Genomic DNA, 20,595 nt, shown 5'->3' with positions numbered 1-20,595 from the left:
GGGTCGGAGTCGAATTAAATTTTCCTCAGAAGCTTATTTTTTTAATTGGGGACAGAGTGAAGCCTTATTCGGCGGCAGGCTTTATTTTGAATGGCCGGCCCCGTTTTGCCGGCAATACCTGGCGCTTCACCTTCTTTTCAAGGGCGGTCTGGAACTGCTGCGAGCCCAGCGGCCAGCCTTTGAGCAGGGCTTTGCTGATTAAAGTGATTTCCTCCGGCGTCAATGGCGGCTCGGACAGCGCGCTGTAGGCTGCTTCGCGCTGGAATGGCGTGTTGCCCAGTTCCCAGACCTTGGCGTGGTCGGTGACCAGTCCGTCCGGGCGGATGCCGGCGTGGTGGCAGTAGCTGGACCACGGATAGTCCTCGGCGCGGCTGACCATGCCGTTGCGCACCGGGTTGAATTCGATGTAACGGCTGCACAGCATGAAATAAACGTCGGCGTCGATCAGCGAGGTTTTGTAGCGTCCGTTCCACAAAGTTCCACTACGGACATACTTTTGATTGAAATAGGGGACGTAATAGCGCCCGATCCACTGCATCATCTGGCCCAGGCCGTTGTCGTCGGACGGCGTGACCAGCAAATGCACGTGGTTGGGCATCAAGCAGTAGGCGTTGACGGCGACTTTGTAGGTTTTGGCGGCGGTACGCAACCAGCCGAGGAAGGCCTGGTAGTCTTCGGCGTCCAGGAACACGTCCTGGTTGTTGAGGCCGGTCTGGATGACGTGGTGGGGCTGGTGGGGAACAATTAGGCGGGGCAGGCGGGCCATACGGGATAAAGGGGTGACTGTGGACCCCAGATTCTACCCCTGGATATGACTCCGTCCCCATTAAAATCGGCGGCGTAACGACATAACGTGACTCCGTCCCGATTTGTACCCCGCACGGCGGTCCGCTGCGGGGTCTGACCCCGTACGGGGTCAGACCCCTCTATCGCCTAGGGGTTACGACAGGTTGAAGCTGGCGGACAGGCTGTAACCCTCGCCATACGCGCTGCGCAGCGGCAGATCCTGCCCCAGCCCGGTCCGCGCCTTCTTGCGCAGGCGGTACACCAGCATGTCGACGCGACGCCCGGCATCCGGATCATCGCCGCCTATCCCGGCCACAATCACCTGCCGTGGCACCGGACGGGTATTAATCGTGAGCAGATGCAGGAAATTGCACTCTTTCTCGGTCAGCGTAATCGCCATGCCCTGCAGTTCCAGCTGGCGGGCGCTGACCTTCAGGGTCCACTTGCTTGGCAGCGGCACGGTCTCCTGCGGGCCCACGCGGCGGTCCAGCGCTTCAATGTGCGCCGCCAGTTCCGGGAATTTGATAGGCTTGGTCAGGTAGTGGTCGGCGCCCAGGCGCAGGCCGAGGATGCGGTTGTCGAACGCCACCCGCCCGGTCAGCACCAGCAAGCCGATTTGCGGATACAGCTGGCGCATGCGCGGGATGACGTTGAAACCGTCCTCGTCCGGCAAGCCCAGATCCAGCACAACCACGCCGACATTGCCCTGGCTCAGGGCCGACCACATATCGCTGGCGTTGTTGGTAATGTGCACTTCGTGTTCAAGCTCAGTCAGAAACTCTGCCATTTCCTCGGCATAGTCCAGATTGTCTTCCACGATGAGTATTTGCGTCATTGATGCGCCACTTCGTTTCAATTGTTGAGCAATTGTGCCCAGACCTGGGACAATCAGCTTGCGTCCAGGGAATTATCACTGCTGACTTCACCACGCGCAAGGCTTTTCCCGGCGTTGGCCGCGATAGGCAGCCAAATCCGAAATTCCGTGCCGCTTTCAGAAACATTTCTCGCAGTAACAGTGCCACCGTGCACATCAACAATGGAACGCGCCATGTACAGGCCCAGGCCCGATCCCGCCACGCCAGCGGCATTGCTACCTCGGAAGGCTTTGTCGAAAACGTGCGGCAACTCCGCTTCCGGAATGCCGGCGCCATGATCGCGCACCAGCAGCTCGACGCCACCTTCCGCTGCAATTCTGCCTACTAATTCTATCGGAATATTATCGTCTGTGTACTTTATTGCATTGTCCAACAACATTTCCAGACATAAACGCATGCCGGCCGGGTCGCAACGCATCCACTGCGGCAGTCCGATGCTGCGCACCGTGACGGTTTTGCGCCGCTGCCGCGCCTGTTCGGCGGCGGTTTCCAGCAGGGTGGCGGGATTGATTTCGTTGGGCTGGCGCTCGCGGCCGATGCTGGCCATGCGCTCCGGCGACAGGTATTCGTCCAGCATCGCCAGCATGCGGTCGACCGCGGTCTGGATCTTGCGGTAGCGCTTGCGCGTGCCTTCGTCGTGGTGGGCGCCGGTCATTTCCAGACGTTGCACGGCGCCGTCGATGGTCGACAGCGGCGTGCGGAATTCGTGCGACAGCATGGAGGCGAATTTTTTCTGCTGCGCCGCCAGCTCGCGTCGGGCGCTGAGGTCGCGCACCACGCCGACCACCGTGGCCGGCGCACCGTGGTCGTCGAGGACCAGCGTCGATTCGATTTCCACCGGCACCACGTGGCCGTCTGCCTGCTCCAGCTCGGTTTCACGCAGCAAGCGACGCCGGCTCAAATCGCCTTCGGCATAGCGCTGCAGGCGCGCCGGCAAATCATGGAGCAGGCTCTGGGACAGTGCCTGGGCGGTGTCCAGCGTGTAGCCGAACTGGCGTTCGGCCGCCGGACTCAACCAGGTCAGCTGGAGCGTGGCGCAGTCGGCCATCCAGCTGATTTCGTTGCTGTGTTCCAGCAGCAGCCGGTAGCGGCTCTCGTTTGCTTGCGACTGCTGTAGTGCCGCCTGGAGTTCCGCTATCGTCTGCGCCATGATTTACTCCACCAAAGGTGCGAATATTTGTTGCAGATCTTCCTGGGTGAGCGCCATTTTCTGCGACTCGCCATCCGCCAGGATCGACTGCGCCAGATCGGACTTTTTCTGCTGCAAGACCTGGATCTTCTCTTCCAGCGTGCCCTTGGCGATCAGTTTATACACAAACACCGGCTTGTCCTGCCCGATACGCCAGGCGCGGTCGGTGGCCTGGTTTTCCGCCGCCGGGTTCCACCATGGATCGTAGTGGATCACCGTGTCGGCCGCCGTCAGGTTGAGGCCGACGCCGCCGGCTTTCAGCGAAATCAGGAAGATCGGCACGGCGCCCTGCTGGAAGGCCGCCACTTGGGCGCTGCGGTCCTTGGTGTCGCCGGTCAGCAACGCGTACGGGATGTCGCGCGCTTCCAGCTCCTGCTCGATCAGTTCCAGCATGCTGGTGAACTGCGAGAACACCAGGATTTTGCGCTTTTCTTCCAGCAAGTCCTCGACCATCTGCATCAGGTCGGCCAGCTTGGCCGAGCCGGCCGCCTGCTGTTTCTTGGTGGTCGACTTGACCAGGCGCGGATCGCAGCACACCTGGCGCAGCTTGAGCAGCGCTTCCAGGATGACGATCTGGCTGCGCGCCACGCCCTTGCGGTCGATTTCCTCGCGTACTTTCTGGTCCATCGCCAGGCGCACGGTTTCGTACAGGTCGCGCTGGGCGCCGGTCAGTTCAACCTTGCGCACCATCTCGGTCTTCGGCGGCAGCTCTTTCGCCACGCTGTCCTTGGTCCGGCGCAGCAGGAAAGGCTTGATGCGGCGGTTCAGCAGCGCGCGGCGCAGCGGATCGTCGGCCCGTTCGATCGGGTGGCGGAACACCGAGTTGAAGCCCTTCTCGTCGCCCAGCAGGCCGGGCAGCAGGAAGTGGAATTGCGACCACAGCTCGCCGAGGTGGTTTTCCAGCGGCGTGCCGGACAGGCACAGGCGGTGACGCGCGCGCAGCAGGCCGGCGCTCTGGGCCGCCTTCGAGCGGGTGTTCTTGATGTAGTGCGATTCGTCCAGGATCACCAGGTGGAAATCGTGCTCGCGCAGTTTTTCCTCGTCGCGCGGCAGCAGCGCATAGGTGGTCAGCACCAGGTCGGCTTCGTCGATCTGGTCGAACTGGCCCATGCGGTCCTTGCCTTGCAGCAGCAGCACTTTGAGGCCGGGCGCGAAACGCGCGGCTTCTTCCTGCCAGTTGCCCATCAGGCTGGTTGGCGCGATGACCAGCGCCGGCGCGGTCAGGCGGCCGGCTTCTTTTTCCACCAGGATGTGCGCCAGCGTCTGCACGGTCTTGCCCAGGCCCATGTCATCGGCCAGGATGCCGGCAAAGCCGTATTCGCGCAGGAACTGCATCCACGACAGACCATCGGTTTGATAGTCGCGCAGCGTGGCTTGCAGGCCGGCCGGCGTGGCGATGCGCTTGACGGCGCCGAACTGGTTCAGGCGCGCGCCCATGTCGCGCAGCTCCGCGCCGCCGGTCCATTGCATGTCGACGTTGCGGGCCAGCTCGTCCAGGCGCGCGGCCTCCAGCGTTGCCATGTGCACCGAGTTCTTGATTTTGTCGCTGAAATACAACTCGCCCAGCGTGGCCAGGATAGGCCGCACGCGGCCCCACGGCAGGGCGACGCGGCTGCCGTCGGCCAGCGTGGCCAGCATCTGGTCCTCGTCGCAGTGGTTGGCGATGACTTTCGGATTGAAATCGTTGGGCGCGTTGCGGATCAGCTGCACCAGCACCGGCAGCAGCGGCACGCGCTCCTGGTTGACCATGATGCCCAGTTCCAGGTCGAACCAGGCGTGGCCGCCGTCGGCCGGGTCTTCCACCACTTCCGCGTACCAGTCGCCGACTTCCTGCGTGTCGTAGCGGTATTTGGCGGTTTTTTCGATTTTCCAGCCGGCTTCCTTCAGCGCGGCGATGCCGTCGCGGGCAAAGCGTATCCACTCGGCCTGGGTCGGCAGCAACAAACCGCCCTTGACGCTGCTCAGCGGCAACGTGGTTGGGGCGACGAAATGGCGCTCGTTGAGCAGCGCCAGCGCTTCGTCCTCGGCGGCGCTGTCGCGCTGGATGATTTCGGTGACCTCGCCCTTCTGGCGCACCACGCGCTGCGACGGGTCGAACGAGACGCGCTCGCCGTCATAGTCGAAGGACAGGACGGCGAAGTCGTTCCAGCGTTGCAGCGAGCCGTCGGCCAGCATGGCGGCGTCCAGCGTCAGCACCGGACGCGGCTTGACGTCGTCGCGGATGCGCTGCGGCAGCGGCTGCGGCAGCGGCATCAGGCCTTGCAGGCCGTGCGCCAGCAGCAGCTGCGAGACGCGCATCTTGTCGTTATTGGTCAGCAGCGGGGCTTGCGCCACCAGCGCCTGCAAATCGGCCAGCGGGATGGTCGCGCCGCCCTGGTTGAGTTGCAGCACGCCGCAAGACAGGTTATCGATATACCACGGCGGATCGGTCGGCAGCATGTAGTCGACCTGGTCGGCGCCGACATGCTTGGCGCCCGGCGGCGGCGCCACCTGCCAGCCGAGACGCAGGCCCTTGCCTTCTTCGCGCCAGGCCAGGTTGGCTTCGCGCAGCACGCCGCCCTTGAGCGGGTAGACCAGGCCGTTGCCGACGTCGGCCCAGGAATTGGCCCACAGCAGCTTGTCCTGCTCCGCCAGCATGTTCAGCAGCGCCGCGCCGATCTTGCCGCGCGGTTCGGTGGCCGAGCCGGTCTGGGAATTCTGGCCGCTGCGCATGGCGACGAAGAAGCGGATCAGGTCTTCATCGTTGGGCGTCATGAAGGTGGGCGGCGTCGACAGCAGCGAAAACACCTCGCTGACCGGACTGGCCGCCGCCACGTCGCCGTTCGGACGCAGGCGGGCTTTGTACAGGCACAGGGCCACGTGACGGCCGCCGCTGGTGGGCGCCATCACGTAAATCAGTTTGTATTGCGTTTGCTTGGGGTCGTTGTCGACCGGCGGCGGCGTCAGTTTGGCTTTCGGGTGCGCTGCCGCATCCACACGCTGCAGCCAGGTGGCGACAGCGTACGACAATTGATTCGCGGGCGGCGCAGGGCGCGTTGGGGCCGGTGCTGGAGCAGCAGGGGCGGCAGGGGCGTCGTCGCGGGTAAAATCCATAGGTCGCATTGTTGTTCAAAGATGGTTCAAAAACGGCAACAGGCAATATTATCCGCCATTGAAGCGTTCGTGTTTACGTATTCTTGCTAAAACCTGCTGATTAAAGTGGGCTTCCCCACGTTCCCAAGGCAAAAGGATGGCAAGCTGGCGCCGATATCGTATTATTCCGGGCTTGTCTGTCTAGGAATTACCACCATGCTGCCTTCCATTGAACAACGTCTCGCCCTGGAACTCTCCGCCAAACCGGCCCAGGTAGCCGCCGCCGTCGCCCTGTTGGACGAAGGCGCCACCGTTCCCTTCATCGCCCGTTACCGCAAGGAAGTGACCGGCGGCCTGGACGACATCCAACTCCGTCTGCTCGAAGAGCGCCTGCGCTACCTGCGCGAGCTGGAAGACCGCCGCGCCAGTATCGTGGCATCGATTACCGAGCAAAACAAGATGACACCAGAGTTGTTAGATGCTGTCATGCACGCAGAAGACAAGACCCGTCTTGAAGACTTATATCTTCCTTACAAGCAAAAACGCCGCACCAAGGCTCAGATCGCCATCGAAGCCGGCCTGGCGCCGCTGGCCGACGGCCTGCTGGCCAACCCGGACCTGAATCCGGAAACCGAGGCCGCCAGGTTCCTGCGCGAGGCCTTCACCACCGCCGACGGCAACAATCCCGGCGTGGCCGACACCAAGTCCGCCCTCGACGGCGCCCGCCAGATCCTGATGGAACGCTTTGCCGAAGATGCTACCCTGCTTCAGTCGCTGCGTGAATATGTCCAAGAGCATGGCATCGTCGAATCGAAGGTTATTGAAGGTAAGCAAGAAGAAGGCGAAAAATTCGCCGACTACTTCGATTATTCGGAAAACCTGGCCACCGTGCCGTCGCACCGCGCCCTGGCGCTGATGCGCGGCCGCCGCGAAGGCATCCTCGACGTCACCCTGCGCCTCGACACCGAAGCCGAGAAACCGAAGTGGGACGCGCCGCACAATCCGTGCGAAAGCCGCATTTCCGCCCGTTTCGGCATCAAGAGCGCCGGCCGCCCGGCCGACAAGTGGCTGGCCGACACCGCGCGCTGGACCTGGCGCGTGAAGAGTTTCATGCACCTGGAAACCGAACTGATGGGCGGCCTGCGCGAGAAATCCGAGCTGGACGCCATCAACGTCTTCGCTACCAACTTGAAAGCCTTGCTGCTGGCGGCCCCGGCCGGCCAGCGCGCCACCATGGGCCTGGACCCTGGCCTGCGCACCGGCGTTAAAGTTGCCGTGGTGGACGCCACCGGCAAGGTGGTCGACACTGCCGTGATCTACCCGCACCAGCCGAAAAACGACTGGGAAGGCTCGCTGCACACGCTGGGCAAGCTGACCGCCAAGCACAATGTGTCGCTGATTTCGATCGGCAACGGCACCGCCTCGCGCGAAACCGACAAGCTGGCGCAAGACCTGCTCAAGCGCTTCCCTGAACAAAAAATGAGCAAGATCGTCGTCTCCGAGGCCGGCGCCTCGGTGTATTCGGCCTCCGAATTCGCCTCGCGCGAGCTGCCGGACATGGACGTGTCGCTGCGCGGCGCGGTGTCGATCGCCCGCCGTTTGCAGGATCCGCTGGCCGAGCTGGTCAAGATCGATCCGAAATCGATCGGCGTCGGCCAGTACCAGCACGACGTCTCGCAGACCCAGCTGGCGCGCTCGCTGGACGCCGTGGTCGAGGATTGCGTGAATGCGGTCGGCGTCGACGTCAACACCGCCTCGGCGCCGCTGCTGGCGCGCGTGTCGGGCCTGTCGGCGTCGGTGGCGCAGGCGATCGTGTCCTACCGCGACGTCAAGGGCGCGTTCACCTCGCGCGCGGCGCTGAAATCCGTGCCGCGCCTGGGCGACAAGACCTTCGAGCAGGCGGCCGGCTTCCTGCGCGTGACCGGCGGCGAGAATCCGCTGGACGCCTCGGCGGTGCACCCGGAATCGTACCCGCTGGTGGAAAAAATCCTGGGCGACATCCAGAAGGACATCAAGGCCGTGATCGGCGACAGCGCGCTGATCAAGCGTCTGCAGCCGGCCAAGTACGCCGATGAGAAATTCGGCGTGCCGACCATCACCGACATCCTGAAGGAACTGGAAAAGCCGGGCCGCGATCCGCGTCCGGAATTCACCACCGCCACCTTCAAGGAAGGCGTGGAGGAAATCAAGGATTTGCGTCCGGACATGATCCTGGAAGGCGTGGTCACCAACGTCGCGGCCTTCGGCGCGTTTGTCGACATCGGCGTGCACCAGGACGGCCTGGTGCACATTTCGGCGCTGTCCAACACCTTCGTCAAGGATCCGCACACGGTGGTCAAGGCCGGCCAGGTGGTCAAGGTGAAAGTGCTGGAAGTGGACGAGAAGCGCAAGCGCATCGCCCTGACCATGCGCCTGAGCGACAGCGCGCCGCAAGCCGGTTCGCAGCCGCAGCAGCGCGGCGACCGCAACGACCGCCGCGCCATGGGCCAGCAGCAGAAGCAGACCGCGCGCGAAGCGGCCATCGGCGGCAGCATGGCCGCCGCCTTCGCCAAGCTGCGCGGGTAAATCAGAAGCACTGAAGGTGAGGCAGGCCGCTCAGGCGTGCTTCACCGCCTTCACCCGCCGCGCCAGCATGAACAGGCTGAGACCGCCAACCACGACGGTGGTCACGCCCATGCCCCACGCCATGCCCTGGAAGAACTGGCTGTCCGGCAGCAGCAGGGCGGTCAGCACTTCCAGCGACATCACCGCCGCCAGCAGCCGGATCACACGCTGGTACTTGGCCGCGCGGTCGCGGCTGTCGGTGAAAATCTCCGTCGCCACGCCGGCCTTGCGCGGCTTGCGCCAGCAGTGCCAGCCCAGCGACGACGTCACGTGCTCCCAGCCGGCGTCCTGGAACAGCTGCCGGTATTCGGCGTCGGGCGTCATGTAGCGCACGTCCCAGCGGTAGGCCATGTCCGCCGGCGCGCCGCGCGCGAAGGTGTGCAGGCCGAAGATATTGGTGTCGCGCAGGTGCAGGCCCTGCGCCGCCTGCTGTTGCAGCCACTGCTGATGCTGCTCGTCCTGCCAGACAAACCACAGCTTGAGTTTCCGTACCGTCTTCACACCGCCTCCGTCGCGACATCCAGCAATGCCCGTGCATTGCTCACCATGATTTCCAGCCGGCGCACCTGCTCCGCCAGCACCGCCTTGCCCAGCTCGGTCAGCGCATACACCTTGCGCCGCTCCTCTTCCGCCACCTTGACGATCAACGCCTGCTTTTCCAGCGTGCCGAACACGCCGTACAGCGTGCCCGGTCCCAGCGTGACGCTGCCGCCGCTCATGGTTTCCACCTTCTGCATGATGGCGTAGCCGTGCATCGGCCGGGTCAGCGCCAGCATCACGTAAAAGGTCGCTTCCGAGAGCGGCAGGTATTTGCTGTAGAGGATGTCGGTCATTGCATCGTCATTCGGTATATCGGTTATCGATATACATAATACAGGGATTTTTTCCGGCGTCAAATACGTGGGGAGCACATTTCTTATAAAATGTCGGCATCTAACATTTATTCACCGAGGCAGCTATGAGCGACGTACAAACCTGGATCAAAGAAACCGTGACCAACACCCCGGTGGTGCTGTTCATGAAGGGCACCGCCCAGTTCCCGCAATGCGGCTTCTCCGGTCGCGCCATCCAGATCCTGAAAGCGTGCGGCGTCGAGAACATTGCCACCGTCAACGTGCTGGAAGATCCGGAAGTCCGCCAGGGCATCAAGGACTACTCGAACTGGCCGACCATTCCTCAGCTCTACGTCAAGGGCGAGTTCATCGGCGGTTCCGACATCATGAACGAGATGTTCGAGTCGGGCGAGCTGAAAGCCCTGCTGGATGCCTGATCGTCCGCGGCGGATCGTCATCGCCATCACCGGCGCCACCGGCGCGGTGTATGGCGTGCGTCTGCTGCAACATTTGCAACATCTGCCCGGCCTGGAGACGCATCTGATCGTATCCGAGGCCGCGGTCCTCACGCTGCACCAGGAAACCGGGCTGCAGCGGCGCGAAGTGGAAGCCATGGCCCACGTGGTGCACAAGGTGCGCGATGTCGGCGCCTCGATCGCCAGCGGCTCGTTCCAGAGCGACGGCATGGTGATCGCTCCCTGCTCGATGAAAACCCTGGCGTCGGTGGCCCACGGCCTGTCCGACAACCTGATCGCGCGCGCGGCCGACGTGGTGCTCAAGGAGCGCCGCCGGCTGGTGCTGATGGTCAGGGAAACGCCGTTCAACCTGGCGCACTTGCGCAATATGACGGCGGTCACGGAAATGGGCGGAATCATCTTCCCGCCGCTGCCGAGCTTTTATCACAATCCGCAAAGCATCGGGGAGATGGTCGACCACACGGTGGCCCGCGTCATCGACCTGTTCGGCATAGAGCATGCGCTGGCGCCACGCTGGGCCGGCCTCAAAGGGCAGGCTGCCGGCGACGCTTAACGTGCGCGCTTAACGTTTGTCGAAATACGAACTGCTGGCACGCTTCAATTCACGCGCTTCTTCCACCATGCGACGATGCGCGATGCGCTTGCGCATCACTTCGGCATGTTGTTCGGCGGTCATCGGCGGGGCGGTCATTAAATCTTTCAGCTGTGCGACATTGCTGTAATTGCTTTTCATAAGACGGCTCAAAGCATGACTCCCCAAAAAATAGGTACTGTCCTATTGTGCCTTAAATCCATGTCGACACCATGACAATTCGCAAAGGTGGCGAAAATAAAAAGGGCGCTGCCGGTGGCGCGCCCTGGTCCGAACAAAAACCGGTCTCCTCTGAAACTAGTTTCACAGGCCGGTGGTACTGACAAGTCCACCGCTTTGCGTAGTACTACGTAAAAATGACTACTTTTGGTAGTTAACCCGTACCAGCATGCGGATAAATTCCCGCGCAATCTGGCGGTGATGCTCATCCAGACGTTGCAAATCGGCGATCAGCTTGACGTCGGCCGACTCGAAGCGCGACAGGCTGGCGGCGTTGTCGCTGGCCGGCGCGCCGTCTTCCGGACCGCCAAAGCGCAGCCACTCGGCCGGGACGCCCAGCCATTGGGCGATCATGCGCAGTTTCTCCTGCGTCGGAATGGCCTCGCCTACCAGCCATTTCCGCGCGGCGTGCACGGTAATGGGCCGGCCATCGAAACGGATGTTGAACTCGCGCGCAAGCCGGGTCGGACTGTCGGGCGAATAATGGGCATTCTTGAGAGCCTGTTGGAGTCGCTGGCTAAAGCTTTCGCGTTCATTAGAAGAATTCATAGTTACACTATTTCACGTTGCTGCATGAAAGTCAGTCTCTGCGCGATGCGCGAAAACTGTGACGTCACGGGATTTTGAAATTAACATTTTATCCTCTGCCAGTATCAACGTCAGTGGAATAATGGAACAAATTTTATTCGGCCAGAACGCGCGGGATGGGTATCATGCTGCGCCGCAGGCTTTCACGTCGCACGATACCATCCCGCATCCCGGCGGTCACGCCGTGCCACCGACTCTACATCTAAACGGTGTTTTTCGCGCTACAATGAGTTGCCGTTGACGTAAACGGAAACCACCGCAGAAAGCCCCATGTCCACCTACACCATTACCGAACTGGCGCGCGAATTCGACATCACCGCGCGCGCGATCCGCTTTTACGAAGACCAGGGCCTGCTCAGCCCGTCCCGCGAGGGCGCCGGCGGCCGCAACCGCGTCTACACGCCGCGCGACCGCACCCGCCTCAAGCTGACCCTGCGCGGCAAGCGCCTCGGCCTGTCGCTGGCCGAGATCAAGAGCCTGGTCGACATGTACGAGACGCCCAAGGATTCCGTGGCCCAGATGCACCGCTTCCTGACGGTGCTGGCGCAGCACCGCGAAACGCTGGAACAGCAGCGCGAAGACATCGAAATGTCGCTGGCCGAGATCCAGGCGCACGAAGACGAATGCAAGCGCATGCTGGCCGCCCAAACCCAAACCGGGGTCAGTTCTGCCATTGGTACATGAGTCCGTGTGCGATTGGCAGAACTGACCCCGGTTGACGTTTACGTTAACGTCACATCGGCGTATCATGGCCGCTCCAGACAAAACAGAAGAATGAGGATGACATGCTCCATCTCCCAGGCCTGACCTTTGACCATGGCGAGGATATCGCCGCGCTGCGCGAAGCCGTGCAGCAGTTCGCCGCCGCCGAAATCGCCCCGCGCGCGGCCGAAATCGACCGCAGCGACCAGTTCCCGATGGATCTGTGGCGCAAGATGGGCGAGCTGGGCGTGCTCGGCATCACCGTACCGGAAGAGTACGGCGGCGCCAACATGGGCTACCTGGCCCATATCGTGGCGATGGAGGAAATCTCGCGCGCCTCGGCCTCGGTCGGCCTGTCGTATGGCGCCCACTCGAATCTGTGCGTCAACCAGATCAAGCGCAACGGCACCGAAGAACAGAAACAGAAATACCTGCCCAAGCTGATTTCCGGCGAATACATCGGCGCACTGGCGATGTCCGAGCCGAACGCCGGCTCCGACGTGGTCAGCATGAAGCTGCGCGCCGAGTTCAAGGGCGACCGCTGGGTGCTGAACGGCACCAAGATGTGGATCACCAACGGCCCCGACGCCGACGTGCTGGTGGTCTACGCCAAGAACGACCTGGAAGCCGGCCCGAAAGGCATGACCGCCTTCCTGATCGAAAAAGGCTTCAAGGGCTTCTCGATCGCGCAGAAGCTCGACAAGCTGGGCATGCGCGGCTCGCACACCGGCGAACTGGTGTTCGACAACTGCGAAGTGCCGGCCGAGAACGTGCTGGGCGGCTTGGGCAAGGGCGTCAACGTGCTGATGTCCGGCCTCGATTTCGAGCGCACCGTGCTGTCCGGCGGCCCGCTGGGCATCATGCAGGCCTGCATGGACGTGGTGGTGCCCTACATCCACGACCGCAAGCAGTTCGGCCAGCCGATCGGCGAATTCCAGCTGATGCAGGGCAAGATCGCCGACATGTATTCGACCATGATGGCGTCCAAGGCCTATGTGTACGCGGTCGGCCAGGCCTGCGACCGCGTCACCACGCCGGAGCAGATCCGCAACCTGCGCAAGGACGCCGCCGGCGCCATCCTGTACAGCGCCGAAAAGGCGACCTGGATGGCCGGCGAAGCGATCCAGACGCTGGGCGGCAATGGCTACATCAACGAATATCCGGTCGGCCGCCTGTGGCGCGACGCCAAGCTGTATGAAATCGGCGCCGGCACCAGCGAAATCCGCCGCATGCTGATCGGCCGCGAGCTGTTCGCGGAAACCAAATAACGGAGAACTGAAATGAATGATCCTATCGTCATCGTGGGCGCGGCCCGCACCCCCATGGGCGCCTTCCAGGGCGACTTTTCCGGCAAGGCCGCGCATGACCTGGGCGCGGTCGCGATCCAGGCGGCCGTCGAGCGCTCCGGCATCGACGGCAAGCTGGTCGAACACGTCTACTTCGGCAACTGCCTGATGGCGGGCCAGGGCCAGGCGCCGGCGCGCCAGGCGCTGTTGAAGGCCGGCCTGCCGACGTCCACCGGCGCCGTCACGCTGTCCAAGATGTGCGGTTCGGCCATGCAGGCCGCGATCTTCGCGCACGACCAACTGGTGGCCGGCAGCGCCGACGTGGTGGTGGCCGGCGGCATGGAGTCCATGACCAACGCGCCCTACCTGATCCCGAAAGCGCGCGGCGGCTACCGCATCGGCCACGGCGTGATGTTCGACCACATGATGTACGACGGCCTGGAAGACGCCTACTCGCGCAACGAGAAAACCGGCGAGGGCCGCTCGATGGGCACCTTTGCCGAAGAGTGCTCGGCCAAGTACGAATTCACCCGCGAGGCGCAGGACAACTTCGCCATCGAATCGGTGAAGCGTGCGCAGGTCGCCACCAGCGAAGGCTACTTCAAGTGGGAGATCGCGCCGGTCACCGTCACCTCGCGCGCCGGCGACACCGTCATCGACAAGGATGAAGGCCCGCTGAAAGCCAAGGTTGAAAAAATCCCGACGCTGCGCGCCGCGTTCAAGAAAGACGGCACCATCACCGCCGCCTCGTCGTCCTCGATCAACGACGGCGCCGCCGCGCTGGTGATGATGCGCGAATCGAAAGCCAGGGAACTGGGCCTGACGCCGATCGCCCGCATCCTTGGCCACGCCACCTTTGCGCAGGAACCGAACCTGTTCACCACCGCGCCCATCGGCGCTGTCGAAAAGCTGTACAAGAAAATCGGCTGGCGCAGCCAGGACGTCGACCTGTTCGAGATCAACGAAGCCTTTGCCGCCGTGCCGATGGCCGCCATGCGCGACCTCGACATCCCGCACGAGAAGGTCAACATCCACGGCGGCGCCTGCGCGCTGGGCCATCCGATCGGCGCTTCCGGTGCCCGCATCATCGTCACCCTGCTGGGCGCCCTGAAGCGCACCGGCGGCAAGAAGGGCGTGGCGGCGCTGTGCATCGGCGGCGGCGAAGCGACCGCCATGGCCGTGGAGCTGCTCTAATGCCGACCGCACTGGTCATCGGCGCATCGCGCGGCATCGGCCTGGAGCTGGTCAGGCAATACCGTAACGACGGCTGGCGCGTGATCGCCACCGCGCGCAAGCAGGAAGACTGCGATGCGCTGGCGGCGCTGGGCGCCGAACCGCACAAGCTGGACGTCACCAACGTCGAAGCGGTGGCCGGCGTCGGCTGGAAGCTGGACGGCGAAGAGCTGGATGTCGCCATCCTCAACGCCGGCGTCTACGGCCCGCGCCACGACGGCTTCCCGTCGCAGGCGGACTTCGACAGCGTCATGCACACCAACGTGCTGGCGGCCATGCGCCTGCTGCCGGTGATCGCGCCGCTGGTATGCGCGTCGCGCGGCAACGGCAAGCTGGCGGTGCTGTCCTCGCGCATGGGATCACTGAGCGAGCGCACCTCGCCGGCCGGTTCGCTGTACCGCGCCAGCAAGGCCGCGCTGAATTCGGTGCTGATCGACACCGCGCTGACCTTCGGCAAGCAGGGCGCAACCTGCATCGCCTTCCATCCGGGCTGGGTGCGTACCGACATGGGCGGCGCCGGCGCCGACCTCTCAGTCGAGGAAAGCGCGAGCGGCATCCGCGCAACGCTGGCGGCGCTGCCCGCGTCCGACCAGGCGGTGTATCAAACCTACGATGGCGAAACCATCGGCTGGTAACAACGAGACTGCACATGATACTGAGCCAGGAACATCAAATGATCCGCGACGCCTTGCGCACCTTTGCGCAGGAGCGTCTCGCCCCCAACGCCGCCCGCTGGGACAAGGAACATCACTTCCCCAAGGAGGAATTGAAGGAACTGGCGGCGCTGGGCGCCTTCGGCGTCGCGGTGCCGGAAGAACTCGGCGGCGCCGGCATGGATTACGTGTCGCTGGCGCTGGTGCTGGAAGAAATCGCAGCCGGTGACGGCGGCACCTCCACCGTCATCTCCGTCAACAACTGCCCGGTGTGCAGCATCGGCATGATGTACGCCAACGCGCGGCAGAAGGAACAATGGCTGCGGCCACTGGCGCAAGGCGACATGCTGGGCGCCTTCTGCCTCACCGAGCCGCATACCGGCAGCGACGCCGCCGCCCTGCGCACCACCGCCACGCGCGATGGCGATCACTATGTGCTGAACGGCGTCAAGCAATTCATCACCAGCGGCAAGCACGCGGACGTGGCGATTGTGATGGCGGTGACCGACAGGAGCGCTGGCAAGAAGGGCATCAGCGCGTTCTGGATGCCGACCGCCACGCCGGGCTACATCGTCGCCGGCATCGAGCAGAAGATGGGACAGCATTCATCGGATACCGCGCAGATCCTGTTCGAGAACTGCCGCATCCCGGCGGAGAACCTGATCGGCGAAGAAGGCCAGGGCTACAAGATCGCCTTGTCCGGCCTGGAGGGCGGCCGTATCGGCATCGCCTCGCAATCGGTGGGCATGGCGCGCTCCGCGTATGAAGCGGCGTTGAGCTACGCGCGCGAACGCGAAAGCTTCGGCAAGCCGATCTTCGAACACCAATCGGTGCAATTCAAGCTGGCCGACATGGCGATGCAGATCGAAGCCGCGCGCCAGCTGATCCTGCACGCCGCGTCGATGAAAGACGCCGGCCTGCCATGCCTGAAGGAAGCCGCGATGGCCAAGCTGTTCGCCTCCGAGATGGCGGAGAAAGTCTGCTCCGACGCCATCCAGATCCACGGCGGCTACGGCTACGTCAGCGACTTCCCGGTGGAGCGCATCTACCGCGACGCCCGCGTGTGCCAGATCTACGAAGGCACCAGCGACATCCAGAAAATCCTCATCGCCCGCGCGCTTTAAGTCTTGACCACCGCCTCGTCGCCGATGGCGTAGAAGGTGCCGCCGGCGATGTAGTGCAGGCTGCGCCAGCGTGGATCGGCTTTTTCGAATTCCCAGTGGCCGTTGTTGAAGACGCGCGTGTCGGCATACGCCGCCACCACTTCGCCGATGAACAGGTCATACACCTGTTCATTGCGCGGCTCGGGAATCACCTTGCAGATCAGCCATGCTGACGATCCGGCCACCAGCGGCACGTCGTAGCCATCGGCCTGGAACAGCTCCACGCCGAACTTCTGCAGCTTGTCCGGCATGTCGGTCATGCTGGCGTGGCCGACGTTGTAGGTCAGCTCCAGCTGCGCCATGTTCGGCACCTGCAGCGCAAAGAAGCCGCTCTGCTCGACCAGCGGACGCGTGGCGGTGGCCTTGTCCAGCACCACCGTCACCTTGGGCGGCGCGAAATCCAGCGCGCATGACCATGCGGCCGACATCACATTCCGTACGCCGCCATGGCTGGCCGACACCAGCACCGTCGGCCCATGGTTCAACAGGCGATACGCCTTTTCCAATTCCACCGGCTTGATATGTGCATCCAATTTCAACTCCTTAATGACGTGGCGCCACCACATAAACCGTCTTGCCGATGACCGACTTGGCCGGCACAAAACCCCAGTAGCGGCTATCCAGGCTATTGTCCCGGTTATCGCCCATGACGAAGTAGCTATCGGCAGGCACCGTGCAGCTGAAGACTTCCCGCTCGTACGTGCAATGCTCCGGCACCGCGTCGCTATTCTGCCGTGGCGGCGCTTCCGGCTTGATCAGGATGTCATGCTCGACCTGGTCCAGGCGCTCGCGGTAACGATGAAGATAAACCAGCCGCTCGCTATCCAGATATTCCTTAAGTTCCTCGCCGCGCGTATCGACGCCATTCACCAGCACGTGCTTGTCGCGATAGACAATTGTATCGCCAGGCAGGCCCACCACGCGCTTGATGTAGGTCTGCTTCGGATCGACCGGCCAGTCGAAGACGATGATATCGCCGCGCTTCACCGCCGCCGATGCAGTGCCGTGGCCAAACTGGAAGCCCATCGTGCTGTAATGGCCGTAACCCCACTTCTGCACCAGCAGGTTGGAGCCACGCGTCAGGGTAGGCGTCATCGCGGTCGACGGCACGCGGAACGGCTCGTACAGAAAAATCCGCAGCACGCCCACCGATACAGTCACCGCTGCCGCCGCGGCGAGCAGCCCATACCAGCGCGAATACCAGGGGCGGATCTCCTCACCGGTTTTAGCGGCGGCAAAGCGATATGCGAGCCATATCCACACCACGATCAACGCCCATGACACCACGCCAAGCGCAGCCGCCGTGTAATCGCCCGGCACAAAGAAACTCGCAATACCGAGCGCCAGCGGCACCAGCAAGCTGATGGCCGCCCAGCGCGGCACGTCCAGATAGAGAAACGCCAGCGGCGCGCTAACGATACTCAGTACGACAGCAATCCACTTCTTCTGTTTTTGGCCCACAGCAATCCCGTCAATTCAGATTTTTGCGATCTGGCGATTGATCGCCTTGACCGCCACCTCATTGCGCTCGCTGTGGCGGTTGGTCAGGTAATCCGTGCGGCCGCGCAGCAATAGCGTCGTCTTGACTAATTCTTCCATCACATCCACCACGCGCTCATAATAGCCTGAGCGGCGCATGCGGCCGGCATCATCGAATTCCTTGTAAGCCATCCGTACTGAAGACTGGTTGGGTATCGTGAACAGGCGGGATGGGCGCCGCTTCCTCCGTCAGAAAGCGGCTGAACGAGCGCTCGCGCAGCGAGCCATATAGCATCAGGATGCGTGGCGCATGGGTCAATTCGCCGGCCGGCGCCAGCTTTTCCATGGTCGGAATATCCAGCAGTTCCGCGTTAATGTTCGGCAGATCCGGAATCATGATATCGCTCTCAGCTCAAGCGGACGGCCAGCGCCGCCAGGGTGACAAACAAGACCGGCAACGTCAGGCACACACCGACGCGGAAGTAATAGCCCCACGAGATGCGCATGCCCTTGTTGGCCAGCACGTGCAGCCAGAGCAGCGTGGCCAGGCTGCCGATCGGCGTGATCTTCGGACCGAGGTCGCTGCCGATCACGTTCGCGTAAATCATCGCCTCGCGCACCACGCCCTGCGCCGACGTCGCGTCCACCGACAGCGCGCCGATCAGCACCGTCGGCAGGTTGTTCATGATCGACGACAGGATCGCCGTCAGGAAGCCGGTGCCCATCGCCGCACCCCACACGCCATACCGGCCGCACCAGTCCAGCGCCGAGGTCAGATACGCCGTCAGCCCGGCGTTGCGCAAGCCGTACACCACCAGGTACATCCCCAGCGAGAAGATCACGATCTGCCACGGCGCATGCAGCAGCACCTCGCGCGTGGAGATGCGATGGCCACGCGACGCCACCACCAGCAGCACCGCCGATCCCACCGCCGCCACCACGCTGATCGGCACGCCCATCGGCTCGATCACGAAGAAGCCGATCAGCAGCACGCCCAGCACCCACCATCCGGCGATGAAGGTGGCGCGGTCATGGATCGCCAGCGCCGGGTCCTTGATCTGCATGACGTCGTAATCGGCAGGAATATCGCGGCGGAAGAACCACATCAGCACACCCAGCGTGGCCGCCACCGACACCACGTTCACCGGCACCATCACCGCCGCATAGCGCGCGAAGCTGACATGGAAATAATCGGCCGACACGATGTTGACCAGGTTGGACACCACCAGCGGCAGGCTGGCCGTATCGGCGATGAAGCCGGCCGCCATCACGAACGCCAGCGTGGCCTTGGCCGAGAAGCGCAGCTCGCGCAGCATGGCGATGACGATCGGCGTCAGGATCAGCGCCGCGCCGTCATTGGCGAACAGTCCGGAGACAGCGGCGCCCAGCAGCACCAGCATGACGAACAGCCGCTTGCCGCTGCCGCCGCCCCAGCGCGCCATGTGCAGCGCCGCCCATTCGAAGAAGCCCGCCTTGTCCAGCAGCAGGCTGGTGATGATGATGGCCACAAAGGTCGCCGTGGCGTTCCAGATGATGTGCCACACCACCGGAATATCGCCGACATGGATCACGCCCGCCAGCAGCGCCGCCACCGCGCCGAGCGACGCGCTCCAGCCGATGCCCAGGCCGCGCGGCTGCCAGATCACCAGCACCAGCGTGGCGATAAAAATCAGCAGGGCGCTCAGCATCCGGCACCCAGCGTGCCGATGCGGTCCAGTTCCTGTTTGGTGATGGCGGGCAGCGCCAGGAAGGCTTCGATGCGCGCGCGCAGGGTGCGGTAAGTCTGCTCGAAGGCGGCCTCGATTTCCTCATCGCTGCCAGGCAGATGGCTCGGATCTTCCACGCCCCAATGCGCGCGCAGCACCGGGCCGAGATAGGCCGGGCAAGTCTCGCCGGCGGCGCTGCCGCAGACGGTGATGACGATGTCCGGCGTCACCGGCAGGTCGTCCCACGATTTGCTGTAATAGCCTTCGGTCGAAATGCCCTTGCGCTGCAACAGCGCCACCGCGCGCGGATGCAGCTGGCCGGCCGGCTTGCTGCCGGCGCTGATGGCCCGCCACCCGGGCGGCGCCAGGTGATTGAAGGTCGCCTCGCTCAACACCGAGCGGCACGAATTGCCGGTACACAGAAAAAGAATGTTCATGGTTTGCACGAGACGCCACCGCAGCAGTTTTCAGTTAAAAAGCTTATCAGGCCATTCATCGCGGCGATATCTGCCGAATAGATGACGAAGCGTCCGTCCTGGCGCGATGCGATCAGTCCCGCATGCGTCAGCTCTTTCAGGTGAAAGGACAGGGAGGACGGCGCAATATCGAGGCGCTCGCCGATTTTACTGGCGGCCAGGCCTTGCGGCCCGTTCTGCACCAGCAGCCGGAACACGGCCAGCCGGCTTTCCTGCGCCAGGGCCACCAGCGCGGCCAGGGTTTGTTTGGTATCCATGCGGGCCATGCTACCGGAAACGATTCGACATTTCAAATAGTATTGAAATGAAGTGGAAAATCAGTTCGGCATGAAGTCCGAACGAATATCGATCAGCTCGGCGGTCGGCACGGCGCGCTCGACGTCGGCGATGGCGCCGGAGAGCGCCGCTTCGGCGCTGCCGGCCTGGCGCAGGAAGCTCAGCGCCAGATAGCCGTTGCGGCCGACGCCGACCACCGCATCGGCGCAGTCCGAGGCCGCCAGTCGCCCGGCCAGCGCGTCATAGTCGCAATCGTGCCGGGCAAGACGGTATCTGAGCGTAAAAGCAAATTCCATGATCCACCTCCATCCGCCAGAATAGGCGGACGCCGACCGGGCCGTTTGGGCGAGCGCAAACGGCGGACGAAAATGCGGACGAAAAAAAAGC

At 63.2% G+C, this 20,595-nt stretch carries 22 protein-coding genes and 1 pseudogene; 8 read left to right on the top strand and 15 right to left on the bottom strand.

The features are described from left to right. Positions 1-64: 64 nt before the first annotated feature. From GJ698_RS09845 to GJ698_RS09830, 4 genes are all read right to left on the bottom strand, one after another. On the bottom strand, positions 65-766 hold the full coding sequence (locus tag GJ698_RS09845) for a transposase (RefSeq protein WP_154357444.1): 702 nt from the start codon (positions 764-766) through the stop codon (positions 65-67). Between the two features lie 174 nt (positions 767-940). Then, positions 941-1,621, bottom strand: coding sequence for a response regulator transcription factor (locus GJ698_RS09840; protein ID WP_154357443.1), 681 nt, complete (start codon positions 1,619-1,621; stop codon positions 941-943). A gap of 53 nt (positions 1,622-1,674) precedes the next feature. Further along, the gene (locus tag GJ698_RS09835; RefSeq protein WP_154357442.1) at positions 1,675-2,811 is read right to left on the bottom strand and encodes a PAS domain-containing sensor histidine kinase; all 1,137 of its coding nucleotides are present in this window, start codon (positions 2,809-2,811) and stop codon (positions 1,675-1,677) included. A gap of 3 nt (positions 2,812-2,814) precedes the next feature. Next, positions 2,815-5,943: a DEAD/DEAH box helicase gene (locus GJ698_RS09830; RefSeq protein ID WP_154357441.1), complete on the bottom strand. Its 3,129-nt coding sequence runs from the start codon at positions 5,941-5,943 to the stop codon at positions 2,815-2,817. Between the two features lie 195 nt (positions 5,944-6,138). On the opposite strand from GJ698_RS09830, the gene GJ698_RS09825 reads away from it, so the two are divergent. After that, positions 6,139-8,487, top strand: coding sequence for a Tex family protein (locus tag GJ698_RS09825; protein WP_154357440.1), 2,349 nt, complete (start codon positions 6,139-6,141; stop codon positions 8,485-8,487). A 30-nt stretch (positions 8,488-8,517) separates the two neighbouring features. On the opposite strand, the gene GJ698_RS09820 is transcribed toward GJ698_RS09825, so the two are convergent. After that, a complete protein-coding gene (locus tag GJ698_RS09820; RefSeq protein ID WP_154357439.1) occupies positions 8,518-9,027 on the bottom strand; it encodes a DUF2812 domain-containing protein in 510 nt (169 codons plus the stop codon). After that, on the bottom strand, positions 9,024-9,359 hold the full coding sequence (locus GJ698_RS09815) for a PadR family transcriptional regulator (RefSeq protein ID WP_154357438.1): 336 nt from the start codon (positions 9,357-9,359) through the stop codon (positions 9,024-9,026). Before GJ698_RS09815 ends, GJ698_RS09820 begins: the two co-directional genes overlap by 4 nt. A gap of 125 nt (positions 9,360-9,484) precedes the next feature. Here GJ698_RS09815 and grxD point away from each other — a divergent pair, with 125 nt between their 5' ends. Then, positions 9,485-9,796 carry a Grx4 family monothiol glutaredoxin gene (gene grxD, locus GJ698_RS09810; protein WP_008443113.1) on the top strand — a complete coding sequence of 104 codons (312 nt, stop codon included), beginning with the start codon at positions 9,485-9,487 and terminating at the stop codon, positions 9,794-9,796. Continuing rightward, positions 9,789-10,388 (top strand): UbiX family flavin prenyltransferase, encoded by a 600-nt coding sequence (locus GJ698_RS09805; protein ID WP_154357437.1) that lies wholly within the window; start codon positions 9,789-9,791, stop codon positions 10,386-10,388. The genes grxD and GJ698_RS09805 overlap by 8 nt, the downstream gene beginning before the upstream one ends. A gap of 9 nt (positions 10,389-10,397) precedes the next feature. Here the strand turns inward: GJ698_RS09805 and GJ698_RS30460 are convergent, their stop codons facing one another. Then, positions 10,398-10,568 (bottom strand): hypothetical protein, encoded by a 171-nt coding sequence (locus GJ698_RS30460; protein ID WP_166454843.1) that lies wholly within the window; start codon positions 10,566-10,568, stop codon positions 10,398-10,400. 219 nt (positions 10,569-10,787) lie between these two features. Beyond that, positions 10,788-11,195 carry a hypothetical protein gene (locus GJ698_RS09800; protein ID WP_154357436.1) on the bottom strand — a complete coding sequence of 136 codons (408 nt, stop codon included), beginning with the start codon at positions 11,193-11,195 and terminating at the stop codon, positions 10,788-10,790. Between the two features lie 309 nt (positions 11,196-11,504). Here GJ698_RS09800 and GJ698_RS09795 point away from each other — a divergent pair, with 309 nt between their 5' ends. From GJ698_RS09795 to GJ698_RS09775, 5 genes are all read left to right on the top strand, one after another. Next, positions 11,505-11,918, top strand: coding sequence for a MerR family transcriptional regulator (locus GJ698_RS09795; RefSeq protein WP_154357435.1), 414 nt, complete (start codon positions 11,505-11,507; stop codon positions 11,916-11,918). 101 nt (positions 11,919-12,019) lie between these two features. Further along, the gene (locus GJ698_RS09790; protein ID WP_154357434.1) at positions 12,020-13,204 is read left to right on the top strand and encodes an isovaleryl-CoA dehydrogenase; all 1,185 of its coding nucleotides are present in this window, start codon (positions 12,020-12,022) and stop codon (positions 13,202-13,204) included. Positions 13,205-13,216: 12 nt separating this feature from the next. Continuing rightward, complete coding sequence (locus GJ698_RS09785) at positions 13,217-14,416, top strand: acetyl-CoA C-acyltransferase (RefSeq protein ID WP_154357433.1); 1,200 nt, start codon at positions 13,217-13,219, stop codon at positions 14,414-14,416. Beyond that, complete coding sequence (locus tag GJ698_RS09780; protein WP_154357432.1) at positions 14,416-15,090, top strand: SDR family oxidoreductase; 675 nt, start codon at positions 14,416-14,418, stop codon at positions 15,088-15,090. The genes GJ698_RS09785 and GJ698_RS09780 overlap by 1 nt, the downstream gene beginning before the upstream one ends. A 14-nt stretch (positions 15,091-15,104) precedes the next feature. Beyond that, positions 15,105-16,232: an acyl-CoA dehydrogenase family protein gene (locus tag GJ698_RS09775; protein ID WP_154357431.1), complete on the top strand. Its 1,128-nt coding sequence runs from the start codon at positions 15,105-15,107 to the stop codon at positions 16,230-16,232. Here GJ698_RS09775 and GJ698_RS09770 read toward each other — a convergent pair. The 7 genes and pseudogenes from GJ698_RS09770 to GJ698_RS09740 form a co-directional block, all read right to left on the bottom strand. Further along, the gene (locus tag GJ698_RS09770) at positions 16,229-16,804 is read right to left on the bottom strand and encodes a flavin reductase family protein (RefSeq protein WP_154357430.1); all 576 of its coding nucleotides are present in this window, start codon (positions 16,802-16,804) and stop codon (positions 16,229-16,231) included. The two genes, GJ698_RS09775 and GJ698_RS09770, sit on opposite strands and share 4 nt — an antisense overlap. Before the next feature lie 10 nt (positions 16,805-16,814). After that, positions 16,815-17,732 (bottom strand): signal peptidase I, encoded by a 918-nt coding sequence (lepB, locus tag GJ698_RS09765; protein ID WP_154357429.1) that lies wholly within the window; start codon positions 17,730-17,732, stop codon positions 16,815-16,817. A gap of 15 nt (positions 17,733-17,747) precedes the next feature. Continuing rightward, positions 17,748-18,147 (bottom strand): annotated as a pseudogene (locus GJ698_RS09760) (hypothetical protein). A 10-nt stretch (positions 18,148-18,157) separates the two neighbouring features. Continuing rightward, on the bottom strand, positions 18,158-19,438 hold the full coding sequence (locus GJ698_RS09755) for an arsenic transporter (RefSeq protein ID WP_154357428.1): 1,281 nt from the start codon (positions 19,436-19,438) through the stop codon (positions 18,158-18,160). Next, positions 19,432-19,893: an arsenate reductase ArsC gene (locus tag GJ698_RS09750; protein WP_154357427.1), complete on the bottom strand. Its 462-nt coding sequence runs from the start codon at positions 19,891-19,893 to the stop codon at positions 19,432-19,434. Before GJ698_RS09750 ends, GJ698_RS09755 begins: the two co-directional genes overlap by 7 nt. Beyond that, a complete protein-coding gene (locus tag GJ698_RS09745) occupies positions 19,890-20,189 on the bottom strand; it encodes an ArsR/SmtB family transcription factor (RefSeq protein ID WP_154357426.1) in 300 nt (99 codons plus the stop codon). Before GJ698_RS09745 ends, GJ698_RS09750 begins: the two co-directional genes overlap by 4 nt. A 60-nt stretch (positions 20,190-20,249) precedes the next feature. Continuing rightward, a complete protein-coding gene (locus tag GJ698_RS09740; protein WP_154357425.1) occupies positions 20,250-20,504 on the bottom strand; it encodes a hypothetical protein in 255 nt (84 codons plus the stop codon). Between the last annotated feature and the right edge of the window lie 91 nt (positions 20,505-20,595).

It is taken from the genome of Duganella aquatilis, assembly GCF_009674565.1.
Classification (GTDB): domain Bacteria; phylum Pseudomonadota; class Gammaproteobacteria; order Burkholderiales; family Burkholderiaceae_D; genus Rugamonas; species Rugamonas aquatilis.
This window is presented reverse-complemented; position numbering and strand designations above follow the sequence as displayed.